The organism is Maridesulfovibrio frigidus DSM 17176, from assembly GCF_000711735.1.
Lineage (GTDB): Bacteria > Desulfobacterota > Desulfovibrionia > Desulfovibrionales > Desulfovibrionaceae > Maridesulfovibrio > Maridesulfovibrio frigidus.
This window is the reverse complement of sequence record NZ_JONL01000012.1, coordinates 1-18,670: the sequence shown is the minus strand read 5'-3', so window position 1 is coordinate 18,670 and position 18,670 is coordinate 1. Positions and strand designations below refer to the sequence as shown.

25 protein-coding genes and 1 pseudogene are annotated in these 18,670 nt (G+C 45.0%); 23 read left to right on the top strand and 3 right to left on the bottom strand.

Annotated elements, in window-relative coordinates; genetic code table 11:
• The first annotated feature begins 11 nt into the window (after window positions 1-11).
• The 22 genes and pseudogenes from BR06_RS0118080 to BR06_RS0117975 all read left to right on the top strand — a co-directional run bounded on the left by BR06_RS0118080 (window position 12) and on the right by BR06_RS0117975 (window position 15,861).
• Complete coding sequence (locus tag BR06_RS0118080; protein WP_031485601.1) at window positions 12-338, top strand: DUF2190 family protein; 327 nt, start codon at window positions 12-14, stop codon at window positions 336-338.
• Between the two features lie 62 nt (window positions 339-400).
• Window positions 401-808: pseudogene (locus BR06_RS19970) on the top strand (phage holin family protein); the annotation flags it as partial.
• Between the two features lies 1 nt (window position 809).
• Window positions 810-1,283, top strand: coding sequence for an N-acetylmuramoyl-L-alanine amidase (locus BR06_RS0118070; RefSeq protein ID WP_084154263.1), 474 nt, complete (start codon window positions 810-812; stop codon window positions 1,281-1,283).
• Window positions 1,265-1,723: a hypothetical protein gene (locus BR06_RS0118065; protein ID WP_156952741.1), complete on the top strand. Its 459-nt coding sequence runs from the start codon at window positions 1,265-1,267 to the stop codon at window positions 1,721-1,723. The genes BR06_RS0118070 and BR06_RS0118065 overlap by 19 nt, the downstream gene beginning before the upstream one ends.
• Window positions 1,668-1,946 (top strand): hypothetical protein, encoded by a 279-nt coding sequence (locus BR06_RS0118060; RefSeq protein WP_156952740.1) that lies wholly within the window; start codon window positions 1,668-1,670, stop codon window positions 1,944-1,946. Before BR06_RS0118065 ends, BR06_RS0118060 begins: the two co-directional genes overlap by 56 nt.
• On the top strand, window positions 1,943-2,254 hold the full coding sequence (locus BR06_RS0118055) for a head-tail joining protein (protein WP_031485590.1): 312 nt from the start codon (window positions 1,943-1,945) through the stop codon (window positions 2,252-2,254). Before BR06_RS0118060 ends, BR06_RS0118055 begins: the two co-directional genes overlap by 4 nt.
• Entirely contained in the window at window positions 2,254-2,784 is a 531-nt protein-coding gene (locus tag BR06_RS0118050; RefSeq protein ID WP_031485588.1) for a hypothetical protein, read from the top strand. The genes BR06_RS0118055 and BR06_RS0118050 overlap by 1 nt, the downstream gene beginning before the upstream one ends.
• The gene (locus tag BR06_RS0118045) at window positions 2,766-3,347 is read left to right on the top strand and encodes a hypothetical protein (RefSeq protein ID WP_031485586.1); all 582 of its coding nucleotides are present in this window, start codon (window positions 2,766-2,768) and stop codon (window positions 3,345-3,347) included. Before BR06_RS0118050 ends, BR06_RS0118045 begins: the two co-directional genes overlap by 19 nt.
• On the top strand, window positions 3,325-4,164 hold the full coding sequence (locus BR06_RS20220; RefSeq protein ID WP_211252491.1) for a phage baseplate assembly protein V: 840 nt from the start codon (window positions 3,325-3,327) through the stop codon (window positions 4,162-4,164). The genes BR06_RS0118045 and BR06_RS20220 overlap by 23 nt, the downstream gene beginning before the upstream one ends.
• Window positions 4,161-4,502, top strand: a complete 342-nt coding sequence (locus BR06_RS0118035; RefSeq protein WP_031485582.1) for a GPW/gp25 family protein — start codon at window positions 4,161-4,163, stop codon at window positions 4,500-4,502. Before BR06_RS20220 ends, BR06_RS0118035 begins: the two co-directional genes overlap by 4 nt.
• Window positions 4,499-5,377 carry a baseplate assembly protein gene (locus BR06_RS0118030; RefSeq protein WP_031485580.1) on the top strand — a complete coding sequence of 293 codons (879 nt, stop codon included), beginning with the start codon at window positions 4,499-4,501 and terminating at the stop codon, window positions 5,375-5,377. The genes BR06_RS0118035 and BR06_RS0118030 overlap by 4 nt, the downstream gene beginning before the upstream one ends.
• The gene (locus BR06_RS19965; protein ID WP_051677193.1) at window positions 5,377-6,063 is read left to right on the top strand and encodes a phage tail protein I; all 687 of its coding nucleotides are present in this window, start codon (window positions 5,377-5,379) and stop codon (window positions 6,061-6,063) included. The genes BR06_RS0118030 and BR06_RS19965 overlap by 1 nt, the downstream gene beginning before the upstream one ends.
• Complete coding sequence (locus BR06_RS0118020; RefSeq protein ID WP_031485577.1) at window positions 6,056-8,620, top strand: hypothetical protein; 2,565 nt, start codon at window positions 6,056-6,058, stop codon at window positions 8,618-8,620. The genes BR06_RS19965 and BR06_RS0118020 overlap by 8 nt, the downstream gene beginning before the upstream one ends.
• Before the next feature lie 3 nt (window positions 8,621-8,623).
• Complete coding sequence (locus tag BR06_RS0118015) at window positions 8,624-8,917, top strand: hypothetical protein (RefSeq protein WP_031485575.1); 294 nt, start codon at window positions 8,624-8,626, stop codon at window positions 8,915-8,917.
• A 14-nt stretch (window positions 8,918-8,931) separates the two neighbouring features.
• Window positions 8,932-10,134: a phage tail sheath C-terminal domain-containing protein gene (locus BR06_RS0118010; RefSeq protein WP_031485573.1), complete on the top strand. Its 1,203-nt coding sequence runs from the start codon at window positions 8,932-8,934 to the stop codon at window positions 10,132-10,134.
• Window positions 10,134-10,643: a phage major tail tube protein gene (locus tag BR06_RS0118005; protein ID WP_031485571.1), complete on the top strand. Its 510-nt coding sequence runs from the start codon at window positions 10,134-10,136 to the stop codon at window positions 10,641-10,643. The genes BR06_RS0118010 and BR06_RS0118005 overlap by 1 nt, the downstream gene beginning before the upstream one ends.
• A gap of 2 nt (window positions 10,644-10,645) precedes the next feature.
• Complete coding sequence (locus tag BR06_RS0118000; protein ID WP_031485569.1) at window positions 10,646-10,885, top strand: phage tail assembly protein; 240 nt, start codon at window positions 10,646-10,648, stop codon at window positions 10,883-10,885.
• Window positions 10,886-11,011: 126 nt separating this feature from the next.
• Window positions 11,012-13,612, top strand: a complete 2,601-nt coding sequence (locus BR06_RS0117995) for a phage tail tape measure protein (protein ID WP_031485567.1) — start codon at window positions 11,012-11,014, stop codon at window positions 13,610-13,612.
• A 9-nt stretch (window positions 13,613-13,621) separates the two neighbouring features.
• Entirely contained in the window at window positions 13,622-14,002 is a 381-nt protein-coding gene (locus BR06_RS0117990; RefSeq protein ID WP_031485564.1) for a phage tail protein, read from the top strand.
• On the top strand, window positions 13,999-14,199 hold the full coding sequence (locus BR06_RS0117985) for a tail protein X (protein ID WP_031485562.1): 201 nt from the start codon (window positions 13,999-14,001) through the stop codon (window positions 14,197-14,199). The genes BR06_RS0117990 and BR06_RS0117985 overlap by 4 nt, the downstream gene beginning before the upstream one ends.
• Entirely contained in the window at window positions 14,190-15,173 is a 984-nt protein-coding gene (locus BR06_RS0117980) for a contractile injection system protein, VgrG/Pvc8 family (protein ID WP_031485560.1), read from the top strand. Before BR06_RS0117985 ends, BR06_RS0117980 begins: the two co-directional genes overlap by 10 nt.
• A gap of 79 nt (window positions 15,174-15,252) precedes the next feature.
• Entirely contained in the window at window positions 15,253-15,861 is a 609-nt protein-coding gene (locus BR06_RS0117975) for a hypothetical protein (protein WP_031485558.1), read from the top strand.
• Between the two features lie 42 nt (window positions 15,862-15,903).
• Here the strand turns inward: BR06_RS0117975 and BR06_RS0117970 are convergent, their stop codons facing one another.
• From BR06_RS0117970 to BR06_RS20405, 3 genes are all read right to left on the bottom strand, one after another.
• Complete coding sequence (locus tag BR06_RS0117970) at window positions 15,904-16,143, bottom strand: hypothetical protein (protein ID WP_031485556.1); 240 nt, start codon at window positions 16,141-16,143, stop codon at window positions 15,904-15,906.
• A 1-nt stretch (window position 16,144) separates the two neighbouring features.
• A complete protein-coding gene (locus tag BR06_RS19960) occupies window positions 16,145-17,032 on the bottom strand; it encodes a Rha family transcriptional regulator (protein WP_051677192.1) in 888 nt (295 codons plus the stop codon).
• Window positions 17,033-17,111: 79 nt separating this feature from the next.
• Window positions 17,112-17,276 (bottom strand): hypothetical protein, encoded by a 165-nt coding sequence (locus tag BR06_RS20405; RefSeq protein WP_456085393.1) that lies wholly within the window; start codon window positions 17,274-17,276, stop codon window positions 17,112-17,114.
• 128 nt (window positions 17,277-17,404) lie between these two features.
• On the opposite strand from BR06_RS20405, the gene mauJ reads away from it, so the two are divergent.
• The gene (gene mauJ / locus BR06_RS0117955) at window positions 17,405-18,124 is read left to right on the top strand and encodes a methylamine utilization protein MauJ (protein ID WP_031485552.1); all 720 of its coding nucleotides are present in this window, start codon (window positions 17,405-17,407) and stop codon (window positions 18,122-18,124) included.
• The last annotated feature ends 546 nt before the right edge of the window (window positions 18,125-18,670 follow it).

The following is an 18,670-nucleotide window of genomic DNA, read 5'->3' as shown; positions in this document are numbered from 1 at the left end:
GGAGAATTAACATGGCTGGTAATCACGTTCAGATTGGCAAAACCATGACATGGACAAACAGCACCGGAGCGGATGTTCTGTCTGGTTCTCCGGTTCCTGTCGGGGTTTTGGTGGGTGTCGCTCTTGTAGATATTCCAGATGGCGCAATTGGTGAACTTGCAACGGAAGAGGTTTGGGAGTTTCCAAAGATCGCCGGGGAAATCTTGCAAGGGACCGTTGTTTACCTTGATGGGGATGGAGCTATCACTGTTTTGGCTCCTGATAACGTAAGAGCGGGAATCGCTTTCGCTTCTGCGGCTGATGCTGATGAAACTGTTCGGGTGAAGCTTAACGCTTAATACTATTTAGGTTCGGTTCCGTCTTATCGGGGCCGAACCTGAAAGAAATATTAGAGACAGATATGAACCAACTTTTCGACAATATTACAATCAAAGCTTGCCTTGCAGTCGGATGTTCTGCGGCCTCATGGCTTTTAGGTGGATTCGATAAAGCCTTGCTTGCTTTGATTGTTCTCTATCTGTCTGATTTCGCTCTTGGACTCGGAAGAGCATTGAAGAACGGTTCATATAGCAGTGCGAAATTCAGGCATGGCGTAAGCAAATTTGTGGTCTATGCCGTGGCAATCATCATGGCAAATATGCTTGATGTCACACTTGATGAATCTCTGCCCTCGGTTTGTGCATATGTTCGCGAATTCTTGGTTATGTATTTGGCTTCTAATGAATTTTTAAGCGTGGCTGTGCATCTAGCTGAAATGGATGTGCATGTGATTCCGCGTAAACTTACAGACAGGATTAAGTCCTTCAGGGATGAATTTGATCCGATTCAAGACAGGAGTCGTTATGGGACGTCAGGTAGATATGGTGGTGGTTCATTGCTCGGACTCGGCTTGGGGCAACGCGGCAGTAATCAACGAGTGGCATCTGGAAAGGGGGTGGAGCGGGATCGGATACCACATGGTAATTCTGAACGGCCACCCCACAAGCCGCGGAGAGTATGATCCTTCGCTTGATGGTATTGTTGAACTTGGGCGCGATATTGAAGTCAAGGGTGCGCACTGCAAAGGATTTAACAGTAGGTCCATTGGTGTTTGCCTGATTGGTAAAGAGACTTTTACCGAAAATCAGATGGAAACTTTGACGCAAGTTCTGCTTGAAATACTCCAGCACTACGGACTCGATGCGGACGCTGTTTACGGTCACAACGAACTAGATGATCACAAGACCTGTCCGAATCAGGAAGTGGCTGAAATCAGAGATCGACTTTGGAACTTGATGTCATGATCTCCATCCTTCTCGGTCTTTTTGGTGGCAAAGGAAAACTTATTGCCTGCATTGGCGGCGTAGTCGTGGTGGCATTACTTCTGGTCGGCATGCTCGTGAGAATTGCGTTTTTGAAAGCCGACATCACCACTCTGAAAGGCGAAAAGGTAGCTCTGAACGCTACGATTGTAACGGAGCAGGGGCTACGTGCAAACGCTGAGACAAGGGCTAATCTTGCTGAAGCGGATGAGAATCGACTGCATAGGGTAAACGCCGGACTTAATAATTTGTTGGAAGATGAGCGGACGAATAATCGTGAGTATGTTGTTCGCTTGGCCACTAGTCAGGAGATCAGCCGGAAGGCCGTGGCGGTTAAGCCTGAACAAACAACCGGAGTAATCGACGATGCGACAAGCAACTCTGCTGTTGGCCTGCTTAATTCTGTGTTCCTGCAGCAGTAAGCTCGAGATTCCTGAACCTCAGGTTGAAGTTATCGAGGTTGTAGCAAAGCTTGAGAAATGCCCCGGCCCAGGAGTCTATGAATTCAGTCGTCTGGATTCCGAACAACACCTCGGTTCACCCTATAATGTTAAGATTCTGACCGACAATGTCATCAATCAGGACAAGTTGATCAAAGATCAAAATGCAACCATCAGATGTTACGAGACGCAGGCGGAACAATGAACGATTTTCTAGCTGATATGGAAGACGACCTAGATATATTCTTTGATGGGCTGGATGCACATGAAATTCTTGTCATTGCCGAGAATCGAACATTTAAAGCCTACAAAGATGCTGACATGGATGAAGCAATGCTAGGCAGGGCAATGGTTTTTAATCCTGACAGCCCTGTTTTGACATGTAAGGAAATTGACGCGTCTGGTCTTGAACAAGGTTCCCAGGTGGTTTTGGAAAGCAAAACTTACGATGTGTATGCTTTTCGCCCTGATGGCTCCGGACTTGGAAAAATTGAACTTACTTTGGCTCAGTAATGGCTACAGCTCTGAAGATAGATGGCGATAAACTTGAGCTGATCGCCGCTGATTTTGCCGCAACTGAAAAGCAAATTGATGTTGCTTGCAAAAGAGCCATTTCAAAGCTTGCCCGGCATTTAAAAACTGTAGCTCTGCGTGAAACCAGCAAGGTAACTGGAATTAAGCAGGCCGTTCTTAAAAAGCGTTTATTTGTATCTTTTGGTGGTGGTCGCAATACCTCTCGGCTTTGGTTTGGATTGTATGGAGTTCCTTTGCGGGAAATGAACCCTAACCAGAATCGGACAGGTGTTCAGGCTGGAAAGATTGAACGTAAACACGGTTTCATTCAACAGCGTGGCGGTAAAACTGAGGTTTATAGGCGAGTTACATTAGAGAAGGGAACAGATAACCGGCTACCCATCGCCATACAAACAGCGAAAATTGATCAGGCCATTAAACATGTAATTGAGGCCGATATCCTCAAAGCTTTTGAACGCAAATTTTACATATTTTTTGAAAGGGAAATGAAATGGGAATCGAGCAAATAGACATATCCGAAGCGCATGAAGCGATTGTTCAAAAGCTTAAAGAAGCTTTTCCCGCTTGTTCCGTGGGTGACTATCGCCGTGAAAGCGGAACGGTGGTTGCTCCGGCCCTTGCTCTTGAGCTTGCCCATGTTGAGCCGGGCGAAAAAGATCCCGGTACAGGCCAGCTTGAAATAAACATGCGTTGGGTTGTCTATCCGCTTATCCATTTCAAAGTGAAGGATGCGGCCCGTGAAGTTGCCGCCCTAGTTTGTTCTCTTGCTAAGTTTATCGACGGGAACCGCTTTGGGCTTCCGGTTTCAGCGACAAAGTTTATTGGTGGTTATCCTGAAGACTTCAAGCCTTCAAAGGATGGATATGAAGAGTGGCGGGTTGAATTTGAGTTCAGTGGCTTGCTTGGCGAATCTATTTGGACTGGTGAAGGCAATACACCGCAAACGGTTTTTCTTGGCTATTCGCCATTGATTGGCGCGGACCATGAGCCGGAATATCAAGTGGTTACAGATGGTGAAATTCCAACACAGGAAAGCGGAGGGCAGGTCATTGCAGAATTCGAACTTCCATAAGTCAGAAATTGACCGCCGCTTATCAAACATGATCCGCATAGGAACCGTTGCCGAAGCTGATTACAGCAAGGCACGTGTTCGTGTGTCCTTTGGTGAAGCTGTTTCTGATTGGCTTCCGTGGGTTACATTTCGCGCTGGTGGCGACCACACTTGGTGGGCACCGGAAGTCGGCGAACAGGTGATTGTTTTGGCTCCGTCCGGTGAGATTTCCGGCGGTGCTGTTTTGGGTTCTCTCTTTTCCACTAATCATCCGGCCCCGGCGGATCGACCTACTATTCATCGTACTACTTATGAAGATGGCGCGATTATCGAGTATGACCGCTTGAATCATATTTTACACGCTTACATTCCCGGTTTTGAGAATCGCGAAATTGATAAGGATATGACTGTTCAGGTTCACAGGGATGTTTCCATGACCATTGATCGTGATGAGTTTAAGCAGGTCGGGCGTGATGTTTTTAATGATATTGGCGGCAACCGCACTGATATTATCGGCGGCAATGTTTCAGATGATATTGGCGGGGATGTTAACCGTGCCGTCGGCGGTAAGGTAATACTTGATGTTGTTGGTGAAATTGTAATCAACAGCGCAACCCGTGTAACCCTTTCCGCTCCGCAACTTGTTTTTGATGGTCCTATCACCCACGGCAACAGCACCCACGGTGGCGGGGCAGAACTTTACGGTGAAATTATCCACCGCGAAGGTGATTTTATTCAGCATGACGGCGATACCATTTCCGAGGGTGTTTCCCTACAACATCATGTTCACGGTGAAAACGGCACCGTCACTGATGAACCCACTGGAGGTGCATCATGAAAGGTGTATGCGCTGTAACTGGCAAACATGTTGAGGGGCTTACACACCTTCGCCAGTCCATTACTGACATTCTTACTACTCCAATAGGTTCAAGAATCATGCGGCGCACTTATGGCAGTCGCTTATTTAAGCTGGTTGATAGGCCGTACAGCTCCGACTTGTTGGTTGAATACTATTCTGCCGTTGCTGAAGCTCTTAAGAAATGGGAACCACGTTACAAGCTCACCAGCGTTATAGTTGAAAGCCTAAATTCAGCCGGGGAAATCATTATCAATTTAGTTGGTAAGTACTTGCCGGAAGGAAAGGAAATCACTTTAGACGGGATAGTAATATCATGACCTTTGAACCTATTAATATGTCCAAGGTTCCGGCCCCTGATATTGTCGAGCCGCTTGATTTTGAATCAATCCTTGCTGAATTGCTGGCTGACCTTCGCGCGCGTGATCCGCAATTCACTGCGCTTGTTGAATCTGATCCCGCTTATAAAATTTTAGAAGTTGCCGCATACCGTGAACTCGGCTTGCGCCAGCGCGTTAACGATGCCGCCCGCGCTGTGATGGTTGCTTATGCTCCGGGTGCTGACCTTGATAATCTGGCGGCTCTTGCGCCAGTTGAGCGAAAGCTTATTGATGCGGGTGATTCTGAAGCCCGTCCCGTTATTCTTCCTACTTATGAAGGTGATGATGAATTTCGTGCCCGCGTTCAAATGGCCCCGGAAGGGTTTTCTTCCGCTGGTCCTGATGGGGCGTATGTTTTCCATGCTTTAAAAGTACCCGCTGTGCGTGGTGCGGCGGCTTTGAGTTCGTTGCCGGGTGAGGTCGAGGTTTATGTTTTAACTCGTGACGGTGACGGCTTGCCGGATGCTGAAACCCTTATTGCTGTAGATGATGTGGTCAATGATCGCGAAGTTAGGCCGTTAACTGACCATGTGACCGTAAAACCTGCTGTGATTGTAAACTACGAAGTTAAAGCAACACTTTACATTCAGCCCGGTCCGGCTCCTTCGTCTGTTATTGATTCAGCCCTTGCCGCTGTAACTGAATATGCAAACGAAAGGCATAGCCTTGGCTCAACTGTTCCGCTTTCCGGTATTTATGCCGCTTTGCACGTTGAAGGCGTGGCAAAAGTTGAACTTATTTCCCCTGTTTCAGATTTAGCAATGCAACCAGAACAGGCGGCTTATTGCACCTCGTTTGAAGTAGGGGAAGGCTAATGTCTGACCTTTTGCCTATTAGCGCAACTAAACAGGAACGGGATTTATCCAACGCCGTTGCTAGAATTGAAGCCGTTCCGGTTGATATCCGTGATTTATGGAACCCTGAAAAATGTCCGGTTGTTTTCTTGCCGTGGTTGGCGTGGTCGCTTTCCGTGGACCTGTGGAAAGACTCATGGCCCGAGGCAACAAAGCGGGCGGTCATTAAAACAAGCATAGCTATTCATCGTATTAAAGGAACTCCGGTTGCCGTTGAAAGGTATCTTGATGCCCTCGGTATTTCTGCCGACGTACTTGAATGGTTTGAATATGACGGAGATGAATACAAGTTCAAAGTTTCCACTGAAACAACCGCGAGTGAAGCTGTATATTTTGACATGCTTGAAGCTGTAGCGGTTGCGAAAAACACCCGTTCACACCTCGATTCAATTGTGTTTCATTCCACGCTTATAAATCCTTCATTTACTGGCGGGGCTGTTCGCTCCGGTTCAGTTCAGCATATTCCTGTGCATATCAATATTTCTTCTGATCCAGCCCTTTTTTACAGCGGTGCAGGTGTCAGAGAAGCGGACATTATTACTATAAATTTACCTGCTACGTCGCTGGAAGTTGACCCTGTGGGGTTGTTTTTTGGCGGAGCTGTACAGGTGATTGATACCATTACCATAGGAGGCATTAATGCCTAATTTTACAGGTATGAAACTTACCCGGCACGGCATGGAGCTTTTAGGCTTGGTCGGTGCGGGAACCGTGCTTGATTTTACGCGTATTGCTGTAGGGTCCGGCATTTGGAATGAATCTCAACTAAGTGCACCAGCGGAGCTAACCGCGTTGCTTGATGAAGCTATGAGCCTTGATATTGGTTCAATTGCTCCTAGTTCCGTGCCGGATACTGATGAACCCGCAGGGTGTTATACTCTTCACGCAATGCTGACCAATTCGGGCCTTGTCTCGGGTTTTGCTCTGCGTGAAATAGGAATTTTTGCAACCCATCCGTCGCGCGGTGAAATTCTTTACGCCGTGGATTATGCGGGTGAACAATACGATTATATACCGCAACTTCCTGCCGGGGCCGCGCCGCTTGAAAAGCAATTTCGTATTGATGTTGTAACTGGCAATGCGGCTGAAATTACTATCATGCAAAGTCCGGTACTTTTAGCAACGCAAGATGACATTGTTGTCCATGATGTTGACTCTGAAGCCCATCCTGATTTGCTGGCAAGACTCGCAACCGGAATCCCTGAAATTATAAGCCCGGCAGACGGGGCAACTGATATCGGTGAAACTCCTATTATTTCCGCCCATGAGTTCGTGCCTGTGTTTGCAAATACTGAGCATCAAGCAAGCCAGTGGCAGGTTGATCTTGGATCGGGAAATTTTTCAAATCCTGTTTTTGATTCTGGTCCTAGTTCCGTTGCTTTGAACAGCTTTGAAATTCCTGCCGGATATTTACAGGTAAGCACTCTTTACAAAGTGCGGACTCGTCGCCGTTTGAATACTGGGCAATGGTCGCCATGGTCTGATCCTAAGAGTTTCACAACTCGTTCAATTTTTAATTATGCAGAACGTCCGGCAAATACTTTGCCTGTAGCCGATGCAACCAACGTGCAGGAATGCCCTACTTTAATGTCAGGCCCCTTTGCCGTTGTTGGTGATACTGCGGACACTCACGCGGGGATTCAGTTTAGGATTAGGCAGGGTGATACAGTTCTGCATTTATCGCCTGAACTTGGCGTGGTGCTGGAATACTTAATGCCTGCCGGATTGCTTCAGGTTTCCACTGATTATGTTTTTGAGTGTCGCCATAAGGGTACGTTGCTTAGTTGGTCTGAATGGTCAACGGCAACAGGATTCCGCACGAGCTCGGCTTTCATCACAGGTGACGAAGCTGTGTTTCTTTCTGCATGGAATGGGCACGATGATGCAAGTGCGGCGGGTGTTGCTCTTGCTGATAATGCTGCGCTTCGGAGTAATGGCGTAGATCAGGATGCGGCTGAAACTGATTGGGCTGAAATTTCGATGCGGGCGAAAGTGCGGGATAAGGGAATACCCGTTCTTGCAAAGACTGATGCGGATACTCTTTTTACAAATAAAAAAGTTTTAGCGAATACAAACCTCATAACCAATCTAGGGGCCGTTGTTTCTGGAGATGTCGTTAACAATTTTAATAACAAGCTCTTTTTTGCAATTCAAAGTGAACTTTATGAATACGACATTGCTACTGGCACAACTACTTTAAAAGTAGAGAATCTAACCTCTGATGAGACATCATACCATGCTATTATCTCAGTAGATGATGACACGCTGCTTCTTGCAATTGGTTACTCTGATTACGCTTTGTATAAATACACTATAAGTACAAATAGCCTAGTCGAGTTAACAAAGCCGCCTTCACAGGGATATTTCTCATTGGGTATGGTTGACTCTGATACATTTATCCTTTGGGCAGGAAATTCTAAAGCCTACGAGTTTACCCTGAGTACAAACAGCTATGTTGCTTTAAATGATAGCGTTGTGGGTATTTGTAAAACTATGCACAATGTAGATGGTAAATTTTATTTTGCAATTCAAAGTGGGTTTTATGAATACGACATTGCTACTGGCACAATAACTTTAAAAGTAGGCAATTTAACCACAGACGATACAACATACCATGCAATTATCTCGGTAGATGATGACACGCTGCTTCTTGCTATCGGTTACTCTGACTATGCTTTGTATAAATATACTATAAGTACAAATAGCTTAGTAGAGTTAACAAAGCCGCCTTCACAGGGATATTTTTCACTGGGTATGGTTGACGCTGATACTTTTATTCTTTGGGCCGGAAGCTCTAAAGCCTATGAATATACCCTAAGTACAAACAGCTATGTCACTTTAAATGATAGTTACGTTGGCATTGGCAAATCACTATATAATGTCGGAAGCTATGAGATTGATATAAGTTCGGCCAATTTTAGCGGTGCACCTTCTAAGGTTCACGTAATGCCCGCTCTCACAGCCGCCTATGGACCCGATGGAATTTCGTTTGTTTCAGAAGATTTCATTGAAATTCCAATCGAAACCACAACTCTTGGTACAGACTCCGACCCTGACCGCCCTGATTTCATTCTACTTGAATCTATAAAGCAAATCCCGGCTGAATCTTTCCGCCGGGTGGCCCTTGGCGTGTCTGAATTGTCTAAGGACAGCGAGTGTCGTGTGTCTGAAACGCAAATAGATACTTGGAAAACAGGAGCATAACACATGAATATAAATGACATGACTGTTGCCGATAAAAAGATACTTGCGGCAGAGCTGGCCCCGTTCATTCTTGATGAAATTGGCAACTCTTCTGAAATCATTCTTCCGGGGGCAGATAGAGCCGTTAAGGTTCAGGTTCGTCTTATTGATAGCGGAAAAATATCAACCGGAACACATAACGAACTGGCAGAAGCCAAGGCCGCTTACGAGGCTGCGACAAATGTTGAAACTCGTAAAGATGCGCTTAAATCAATCATTGAAATTTTCACTGTAATTTTAATGGGCCACAATAACTAAATAGGAGAATAATTATGGCTGATAATTTTTTACATGGTGTTGAGGTTATCGAAATTGACGATGGGCCGCGCACTATTAGGACCGTTCGGTCCTCGGTGATTGGTATCATAGGCACTGCTCCTGATGCTGATCCGGCAACCTTTCCGCTTAATACTCCTGTGATGATTGCGGGTAATCGGACTGAAGCTGCAAAGTTGGATACTGTCGGAGATGGGGCTGGAACTTTGCCTAATGCTTTAGATGCCATATTCGACCAAATCGGGGCAGTAGTAATCGTGATTCGTGTTGATGAAGGAGCCAATGAAGTAGAAGCAATGACAAACGTCATTGGGGGCGTTGATCCGCTTAATGGTAATTATTTAGGAGTTCAGGCTCTGCTTGGTTCAAAGTCTGCTTTAGGATTTACCCCTCGTATTTTGATTGCTCCGGGCTTTACTCACCAGCAAGAAGAGGATTCCGAAAATCCTGGTACTTTCTTTAAGAATCCGGTGGTTGCAGAGCTTGAAGGATTGGCACCGCGTCTACGGGCAATAATTATTGTAGATGGCCCTAATACGAACGATGCCGACGCAATTAGCATGGAAAATGATCTTGGTGGACGTTGTTACCTTATTGACCCTTGGGTCAAAGTTTATCGTGATGGGGTTTATGTAAATGAGCCTCCTTCCCCGCGCGCCGCAGGACTTATTGCCTCGATCGACAATGATAAAGGGTTTTGGTGGTCGCCTTCTAATCAAGAAATCAGCGGTATATCCGGTACGGCCCGCCCTATTGATTTTGCACTTGGTGATGCAAATTGTCGCGCTAATCTGCTCAATGAAAAGAACGTGACCACTATTATTAATGAAGACGGATTCAGGCTTTGGGGCAACCGGACTTGTTCGGCTGATGCTAAATGGGCCTTCCTTTCAGTTCGCCGTACAGCAGACATGATTAACGAGTCTTTATTGCAAGCTCATTTATGGGCGGTAGATCGCAACATAACCAAAACATACATGGAAGATGTGGTTGAAGGCGTTAATGCCTATCTTCGCAACCTTACAAATATAGGCGCGATTCTTGGCGGTACTTGCTGGGCCGATGAAGAGCTTAATTCAACGGATCAGATAGCGGCGGGGAAGGTCTATTTTGATTTTGATTTCACACCGCCAGCACCAGCTGAACACGTAACTTTCCGTAGTCGTATGGTTAACGATTACTTTGAGGAGATTTTCTAATGGGCGTAGCAGATAAAGTTTTAAAAGATTTAAATCTGACTGTAGATGGGTACGGATTTGCCGGGAACATTGAGGAGTTCAAGCCGCCGAAGCTTGTCTTGAAAACCGAGGACCACCGCGCCGGGGGTATGGATTCATCCGTACCTATTGAAATGGGTATGGAAGCACTTGAATCTTCTTTTATTCTGACTGGGCATTTCCCCGAAGTTCTTACAAAATGGGGAGTTTCCGTCGGCGAGAAAACACAGCTCACCGCGCGCGGTTCTCTTGAATCATATGATGGTTCTGTCATTCCGGTGGTGGTCAATTTACGTGGCATTATCACTGAGATTGAAGATGGAACATGGAAGCCCGGCGAAAAGAATAATCAGACTTTTTCCATGAAGCTTGAATATTACAAGCGTGAACAGAATGGAGTTGTGCTTCATGAAATCGATATCCCAAACATGAAAAGATTTATTAACGGAACTGACCAGCTTGCTGAAAGACGCAACTCATTAGGATTATAAAAATGACTACTATTAAACTTGAATATCCGGTTGAAGATAATGGCGGGAAAATTGAAAAACTAGAAATGCGCCGTCCGAAAGTTCGAGATCAAATTACAGCAAAAAAAACTAGCAAATCTTCTGACGAACTAGAGGTTCTGCTTTTTGCGAATCTTTGCGAAGTTGCTCCGGCTGTAATCGAAGAAATGGATATGAAAGACTATTCCAAGCTTCAGCAAGTGTATCGCGATTTTTTGTCTTAAGTCCTGTTGAAGTTCGGCGCGGTGTTCTGGTCCTTGCCCATTTTACGGGCTGGAGCCGTGCCGAACTTATGGACATGGACACAGAAGTCTTTCTTGATGATTTGTATGAGGCAGTGAGGTTGCAAGGTGGCAAGTAAAAAGTTTTCCGCAGTAGTTGAAATTGGCGGAGCCGTGAAAGAATCTTTGCGCTCAAGCATTAAGGTCTTGGGCGGTGATCTTTCCGATGTAGGCGATGCTGTCCGGGATGCAAAGAAAAAGCTCGATTTGTTAGAAAAGTACGATCCTCAAGGTGTTCGTAAAATGGGCAAGGAATATCGCGCCCTGCGGCGTGATGCTGCTAAGTTGCGTAAGGAGTACGAAGCCACAGCTAAGCCCACTAGAAAGATGGCGGCGGAGTTGGCCCGCGCCGAAGCAGCCGCTAAAAAAGCGGGCAAAGCTTATAAGGCTGGGCGCGATAAGCTCGAAAGTATGAGCAAATCTTTGAAAAAGGCTGGAGTTTCAACTCATAACCTTGCCGGGGAGCATCGCCGTCTTTCAACTGAGCTAGATAAAGCAAAAGATAAAATGGACCGCCTTAATCGCGCTATGGAAGCGGGCGGAAAGATGAAAAGCCAAATAGGTAGCGCGGCTCGTGTTGGTGCTGGTGTTGCCGCTGGCGTTGGGGTGATTGGCGCGGCGGTCACAATGGCGAATAAGGCTACTGGGGAACAGGTTGCCCTTGCTGCTTCTCTTGGGGTCTCCGCTGAAAAGTTGCAAGCTTGGGGCGGGATAGCGAAAGAAGCAGGGTTTGAAGTAGACACTGTTGGTGACCTTTTTGAGGAAATGAATAACAAGCTCGGTGAATCTGCCGGGGTTGAAGAGGTTACCGCTGTTAAAGACGGCTTGGACATGCTCGGATTGTCCTATGAGGAAATTAAAGGTTTAAGCCCTGAAGAACAGTTTGAAAAAATATCTAAAGCTATGAAAGATGTGCCTGATCAGCAACAGGCTGTGTCTGCGGCAGATATGATTTTCGGTGGTGAAGCTAATAAATTCTTCGGTTATATCAGGTCTCGTAAGGAAGGTATTAATGCTTTGCTTGCCCAGCAAAAGCGTTTGAATGTCATGTCAGACGAAGGGCGGGCTGGAGCATCTGCATACAATACTGCTTTTTCACATCTTACTACAGTTGTGGGGTCTTGTGCGTCGGAAGTTTCAGGCTTGATTGGGGGCGCACTAGCTCCGCTTGTTGATGAATATGGCCCAAAACTTGCCGATTGGGTGAAGTCTCATAAAAAGGATTTGATCGGCATAGGGGATGCTGTAAAAAATGCTATTCCGGGCTTTCTGGCATTTGGACGCGGGATCTATACCGTTGTTTCAAGCATAGGAAGCGTCGTTTCTACTGTGGCTTCACTGGTTGGTGGATTTGATAATTTGGCTATTATTATTGGGCTTGCCTTTGGAGTTAAGGCCGCGTTTGGAATTGGGCGGTTTGCAACTAATCTTTTCACGGTGGGCAAGGCCATTATACCTTTAGTTTCATCGTATTTCCCCGCAATCGTTAGCGGAATAAGATCTATAGGTCTGGCTGTAATGGCTAACCCTATTGGCCTTGCTATTGCTGCTGTAATCGGTGTGGCGTTGCTTGTTTGGAAGTATTGGGATCCGATTTGCGATTTTTTCTGTAATATTGGTTCGATGATTGGTGATGCTGTTTCATCAGGGTTTGATTTTATTAAGTCCATTTTTATGAACTTTACCCCATTGGGGCTGGTTATTCAGCATTGGGAACCTATCAAGGCGTGGATTGGTGATTTGTTCGGTTGGATAGGTGACAAGGCTTCCGCTCTTTTTGGAGGTATTGGGGATGCTGTTTCCAGTGTCGCAAGCTTTTTCGGCTTTGGTGATGATGAAGAGGATAAGGAAAAGTCGAAAGTTAGATCAAAAGAATCACCTGAAGTCGGCACGGCGGTTGCTGACTCATCCGCCTTGCTTGATCCGGTTGATGCCCGTCCCGAAGTCGGCTCGACAGCATCAGGAGTTGGCAACATGACTGCTCGCGAGAAAAAGCAACTTGCAGAGGCGGATTTGAACGCTGAGCATTTTCGCAAATTGGCCGAGTCTGCCCATAACGATGCCGATCAGCTTATGCAGGATTACTACATGCAGACTTCAGAAGAAGAAAAGGAAAAGGCTGCACGTATTAGGGATAAGTATGGATTGAAACAGGGTGAAAAGTCTGAAGTCGGCGTAACCGAAGCTCCAGCAACCGAAACAGCAATACCCGAAGTCGGCTCAACAGTATCAGGAGTTGGCAACATGACTGCACGTGAGAAAAAGCAACTTGCAGAGGCGGATTTGAACGCTGAGCATTTTCGCAAATTGGCCGAGTCTGCCCATAACGATGCCGATCAGCTTATGCAGGATTACTACATGCAGACTTCAGACGAAGAAAAGGAAAAGGCTACACGTATTAGGGATAAGCATGGATTGAAACAGGGTGAAATGCCTGAAGTCGGCGCATCTGAAACAGCAACACCCGAAGTCGGTGCAGCTAAAGGTAAGGAAATCCGTGTGCCCGATACAGTGCAGCCCTCTACACGCAATAATAACCAGCGCACCCAGCATAATAATATAGTTATTAATTCCGCTCCGGGGCAATCTGAAGAAGATATTGCAAATCTGGTTGTCGAAAAAATGAACGAGCAGGACCGAGATAATTCACGACTTGCCATGCATGACTAAGGATAGCTTATGGGAATGTTGAAACTAGGCGATTTTATTTTCAGTGTTGATACTGCCGCGTATCAAACTTTGCAACGTTCAACGGCTCAGAAATGGGCCTCCATTGAGCGTATTGGCAAACGGGCCGCTATGCAGGATTTAGGGCCGGGCAAGGATGAAATTACTTTGCCGGGTGTTATCTACACTCATTACAAGGGCGGTCTAGGGCAGATTGATAAAATGCGGAAAATGCAAGCGAAGGGCGACCCGCTTATGCTGGTGGACGGGCTGGGTAATGTTCACGACGAGTGGTGCATTCTTTCAGTCGGTGAAAAGGACAGTGTTTTTTTAAAGGATGGCATTGCCCTCAAGATGGAATTCACTCTCAAGATTCAACGGTATGAAGAATGATATACAGAACTAAAGACGGCGATATTTTAGACCGGATATGTTTTGACTATTACGGTTTTGAATCTGCGGTTGTAATCGTGCTTGAAGCTAATCCCGGTCTTGCTGATAAGGGTACTACTTTAGAAGCTGGCATTGAAATCAATTTGCCAGAAATTGCCACGCCGGAACCGGATCAAGGAATAAGCTTATGGGATTAAAGCACAAGCCCGCATATAGAGTTGAAGCCGACGGCAACGATATAACCGAAGCCATTCGCGAAAATTTAATATCTCTGACCATAACTGATGAAGCTGGTGTTAAGTCTGATTCTTTGGCTATTTCCCTGCATGACAGAGGCTACAAGCTACCGAAAGCAGGTGGACAACTTAAAGTATGGCTAGGGTACGGACAGGCGGCAACCTTCATGGGGCTGTATGTTTCGGACGAAATTTCGCTTTCCGGTCCGCCGGATAAAATGGACATAAAAGCGGCTGGCGCACCGCAGGAAAAGAGCGCGGCCTATTCCCATCTTCAAACGCAGAAAACTCGCTCATGGCTTCCGCAGACTATAGGCGCATTGGTGGCAACCGTCGGAGCCGACCACGGGCTTGACCCTGCCGTTGCTTCTGATTTGTCCGGCGTAGGGTTACCGCATATCGACCAGATAAACGAATCAGATATGCACCTGCTTACCCGCATAGCGGCGGATCATGATGCCATAGCAAAGGCTAACGGTGGCAAGCTTGTATTTGCTCACAAAGGGCAGGGTAAAACTATTTCCGGCAAGGCGATGCCTACCGTGGCCCTGATCCCTTCAGAAGTTACAAATTACCGCGTAAATATAACTGCTCGTTCTGACTATAATCAGGTTGTTGCTATCTGGCGTTCTGTTGAATCCGCGAAAGATATTGAAGAGATTGCAGGAGCAGGGGAACCAGTTCACCGCATTAGACATATTTATCCAACATTTGAAGCGGCGGCAAAAGCGGCAAAGGCTAAACTAGAGGCTTTCCAAAGGGGTAAGCAATCCCTTTCGGTAAGCCTTCCGGGAAGGCCAGAGCTAAGGGCAGAGTGTAGGCTTTCGCTTTCTGGTTTTCGTGATGGGGTTAATGGTCTTTGGAGTGTTACCCGTGCGACTCATAAATTGGGGAGTGGTGGGTATGTTACTAGTGTTGAGGGAGAGAGAATTTAATATATATAAAAGTCTTAACATATAGATTTCAATTATGTAATTAAGGATGAAGCAAATCGAACTAACGGAGCTTTTACACATGAGATTGATTAAACCGACGTATCACTCAGTATTTTTATTTGTACTGGGTATAATTTCTGGAACTGCTTTTATTTTATATTTTACGGGACCAAATGGTGATGTTGAAGCAAAGGATTATCTTAGCATCTTAAGTAGTTTCTTTATGTTAATAGTCGCTTGCATTGCGGGGTGGATTAACTATGAGCATTTGAGATGGCAAAAGCAGTCTCGCTTATGGGATACTAGTAAAAGTTTTTTTATTGATTTATTAAAACTTATAGATGAAGCAGATAACTATTATAGCACTCTTGAGCATAATATATTAGTAAGCACAGGGGCATTCAATGATCCGAGTATTCAATTGGAAACCGTTCCAGATGATTCTTTTTTGAAGGATTTTAATCTAAAATTGAAACAGTTAAAGTCCGTATATAGTTGTTTTTTGCCTAGCCTTTTCCGTGCTGAAATCGAATCGTATTTCCAAAAAGAGTCAGAAATTGAAGTTAATTGTAATGAAGGGATGTACGGTGAAATTGATTTAATTCAAGAGATCTTTAAAAGAAATGATGTTTTAAGAGAGGGACTTCTCAGTGTTTGCAAAAATTTCTTAGGCATTGACTGTAGATAGAGTAATCCCCCTCTAAAATGATTGTTTTAGAGGGGGATTTTTTTACTTCCGCACCAACTCCAGACCCCCCGCAGGTTTTCCCTTCCCCGCCTTCTTCACTTGTTCCTCCACTTCGTACATACTAAAAGCTTCGGCTCCCTCTGATATTGTCTTCCGTATTAAGTCCAATATGTAAGCTTCACCATAGCGGTGTTCCTGTTCCATTTGATCTCGCAAGTATTCGAGAGAACAAGCCGCTGACATCATATCCGAAACGTGGTGGCATAAATCATCACTATTCATCTTATGCCTCCCCATTCAAAATATGTTCAGCTTCTATAAGGGCATCGTAGGCCATTAGCATTGCTTGGCGTTCTGCTCTCGGCAATTGTTCCAGATTTTTGAGCATGACTTTTTTTGCTGTGGCTAAATTCGTGTTCTGTGGAACATGGCTATAGCTTACTGGCTCGGCTTTTTGCACAACTTTTGGTGGCGGATTGTCACGAAGTGAAAGTTTTGAAACAGCTTCCAGTTGTGGAGTAATGGCAATATTTGCCAAAATACGAGGCCGCTTTCCGTTTACTCTTGGACGGGTTTCACGAACATAGGTTGTGAGACAATATAAAGTCGTAAATAGACGGGCGCGGTGAACTGGCGAAACATTATTGCGAGTGCAAAAGTTGCAATAATGGGTGTAGATATCATCTTTTGAAATTGTGCTGTCAGGAGCAGGGCAGCATTCGTTTTGAACGAACATATTAATATGGTTGTACCATAGCGGATGCTCTGCTTCGATTTTGCCTATGTATACGTTGGTGTTAGCTTGCTTTTGCAACAGTTCTTGTTCCATTGCATTAAAAGCTTCAAGGTAGCTAATTTTCCATGCTGATGCTTTTTTGCCTGTGAAGCCCATTACTAGGTAGGCGAAGCCGTCACGGGTGAGGTTGAAGGAAGGCTGTTTTTTGTTCTGAGCATTGACGTAAGAGGACGGCGCAAAATTGCGCTGTCCGAAATCGTCAGGTAAATCAAGGAGTTCAATTTTACGCAGGACATCCTTGTGTTGTTTGCCAAAATGCTCGGCAATTGTAAGGGATGAAACAACAGGCTTACCGTCTGCTATAACAAGCGTAGGGGAACCGACAACTGAACTGTTGTCAGAAGTGTGTGAATTGGCTACGTTCTTTCCAGCCATAACGTACCTCCAGTAAAGGTCGTTTGTGGTTAGGCTCGGTTTGGTGCTTCAACACCTTTCCGGGCCGTTTTTATTTGGGCTACTTCTCGTCTTTTTCTTTCTTCTTTGCCTCTGCCATTCGCTTTTCCATACATTCTATGAACATGGCTTTGATGGTCATTTCCTGCTCTGCGGAAAAGATTTTGATTCGTTTGTGAAGGTCTTTGTCTAAACGCATAGAAAATAGGGTTTGCTCTTTCTTCATAGTATAGCTGTAATGCTGTAATGTTTGTCTGTCAATGTGAAATTATAATTTTGTGTTGAATTAATATGGTGGGGTGGGTATTGGAAAAGAGAAATACTATAAAGATATTATAAGGTAGGGAATTTGTGATGTTTTCTGTTATTGCGTTTGATTCAGCGGCTTACTTGAAGCAAGAAGAAATAAGAATTCCTTATGGCGAGTATAGTTTAAAAATTGTTAGGGAGAAGATTGAGAGGGAAGATGAAGCCCGAAATCCGAGAGCATTGTCTAATCAAATCATCATAAAATCACATAAAGAGCATCAGGCTCATATCGCTGGCAGGATGTTTTTGAGTGAATTTTCATGGCTATTTGATGTTGCGATATATGATATTATGCATACAGGTGGTTCAATTCCAATAAAAGGGATAACCGATTTTGTGGGGCATAGCAGGAGCCGTGTACCTGTTGACCTTGAAAGTTATTCGTATTCAAAAAAAACAGATGAACAGCTTCTTGCTTTAGGTCTTTATAAAGAAGCTATAAGCAGTAATAGTATTTTTTTTAAGTATCTTGGTTTATTTAAAATTCTTGAAATAGGCATGGATGGTAAGCAAAGGTCAAGGTGGTTAAAAGAGTATTTGGTAAAGAAACAGTATGATGATGCTGAACAGCTTTCAATTGATATGTGGAGGCAAGGACGTTGTGCTGTCGCGCACGGTAAGGATAGTATCAATGTTCATACTTTTCATGACTACCATAGAATCGAAAAATTTTATTTTATTCTAAAGCCTGCCGTTAGGTTGTATATGGAGAATAAATTACAAATACCTACTTTTAAGTGCAGTGAGGAAGTGTACCAGATATGAATTAAAACTTATGGAAAATGAGTCAAAATTCTACTCACGATTTACTCACCTTTCCACCAGCAATAACCATATTTCAAGGGAATAGAATGGGTGTTAACTCGCTGAATTAACATGATGCACATTCCCTTTCGTGGACTCCGGAGCTGGAAGCCACAAGTTCGAATCTTGTATTGCCCACCAGATAATTCAAGGGTTTACGTTGCAAAAGCATCGTAAACCCTTTTATTTTTGCTACCCAAATGCTACCCAAAATACAGAAATGTGTTTTGAGGTACGCCCATGAACACATCTGCACCTCCCCATAATCTTGAGCTTGAAAGAGCTGTTATCAGTGCTGTTTTACGGACCAGTGGTAAAAACATTTTATAGTGCACAAAAACGGACCCCTCAAATAACCTGTTCAATCTCTTAGTAGGGGGTTTGGTTTTGCCACTCTCACAGGGGTAATGACTGAAGTGCTCTATAGATGACGGACACGGCTCGAGAGGTTAAAGTCAGCTCATGCAGGAGAAATACTCATGAGTAATCGAAAGTATTCAGAAGAAT

Excerpts from the sequence above, each read along its gene's own strand:
- BR06_RS0118080 (WP_031485601.1), top strand. The coding sequence starts at position 12 with ATGGCTGGTAATCACGTTCAGATTGGCAAAACCATGACATGGACAAAC.
- BR06_RS0118070 (WP_084154263.1), top strand. The coding sequence starts at position 810 with ATGAATTTGATCCGATTCAAGACAGGAGTCGTTATGGGACGTCAGGTA.
- BR06_RS0118060 (WP_156952740.1), top strand. The coding sequence starts at position 1,668 with ATGCGACAAGCAACTCTGCTGTTGGCCTGCTTAATTCTGTGTTCCTGC.
- BR06_RS0118055 (WP_031485590.1), top strand. The coding sequence starts at position 1,943 with ATGAACGATTTTCTAGCTGATATGGAAGACGACCTAGATATATTCTTT.
- BR06_RS0118050 (WP_031485588.1), top strand. The coding sequence starts at position 2,254 with ATGGCTACAGCTCTGAAGATAGATGGCGATAAACTTGAGCTGATCGCC.
- BR06_RS0118045 (WP_031485586.1), top strand. The coding sequence starts at position 2,766 with ATGGGAATCGAGCAAATAGACATATCCGAAGCGCATGAAGCGATTGTT.
- BR06_RS0118035 (WP_031485582.1), top strand. The coding sequence starts at position 4,161 with ATGAAAGGTGTATGCGCTGTAACTGGCAAACATGTTGAGGGGCTTACA.
- BR06_RS0118030 (WP_031485580.1), top strand. The coding sequence starts at position 4,499 with ATGACCTTTGAACCTATTAATATGTCCAAGGTTCCGGCCCCTGATATT.
- BR06_RS19965 (WP_051677193.1), top strand. The coding sequence starts at position 5,377 with ATGTCTGACCTTTTGCCTATTAGCGCAACTAAACAGGAACGGGATTTA.
- BR06_RS0118020 (WP_031485577.1), top strand. The coding sequence starts at position 6,056 with ATGCCTAATTTTACAGGTATGAAACTTACCCGGCACGGCATGGAGCTT.
- BR06_RS0118015 (WP_031485575.1), top strand. The coding sequence starts at position 8,624 with ATGAATATAAATGACATGACTGTTGCCGATAAAAAGATACTTGCGGCA.
- BR06_RS0118010 (WP_031485573.1), top strand. The coding sequence starts at position 8,932 with ATGGCTGATAATTTTTTACATGGTGTTGAGGTTATCGAAATTGACGAT.
- BR06_RS0118005 (WP_031485571.1), top strand. The coding sequence starts at position 10,134 with ATGGGCGTAGCAGATAAAGTTTTAAAAGATTTAAATCTGACTGTAGAT.
- BR06_RS0118000 (WP_031485569.1), top strand. The coding sequence starts at position 10,646 with ATGACTACTATTAAACTTGAATATCCGGTTGAAGATAATGGCGGGAAA.
- BR06_RS0117990 (WP_031485564.1), top strand. The coding sequence starts at position 13,622 with ATGGGAATGTTGAAACTAGGCGATTTTATTTTCAGTGTTGATACTGCC.
- BR06_RS0117985 (WP_031485562.1), top strand. The coding sequence starts at position 13,999 with ATGATATACAGAACTAAAGACGGCGATATTTTAGACCGGATATGTTTT.
- BR06_RS0117980 (WP_031485560.1), top strand. The coding sequence starts at position 14,190 with ATGGGATTAAAGCACAAGCCCGCATATAGAGTTGAAGCCGACGGCAAC.
- BR06_RS0117975 (WP_031485558.1), top strand. The coding sequence starts at position 15,253 with ATGAGATTGATTAAACCGACGTATCACTCAGTATTTTTATTTGTACTG.
- BR06_RS0117970 (WP_031485556.1), bottom strand. The coding sequence starts at position 16,143 with ATGAATAGTGATGATTTATGCCACCACGTTTCGGATATGATGTCAGCG.
- BR06_RS19960 (WP_051677192.1), bottom strand. The coding sequence starts at position 17,032 with ATGGCTGGAAAGAACGTAGCCAATTCACACACTTCTGACAACAGTTCA.
- BR06_RS20405 (WP_456085393.1), bottom strand. The coding sequence starts at position 17,276 with ATGAAGAAAGAGCAAACCCTATTTTCTATGCGTTTAGACAAAGACCTT.
- mauJ (WP_031485552.1), top strand. The coding sequence starts at position 17,405 with ATGTTTTCTGTTATTGCGTTTGATTCAGCGGCTTACTTGAAGCAAGAA.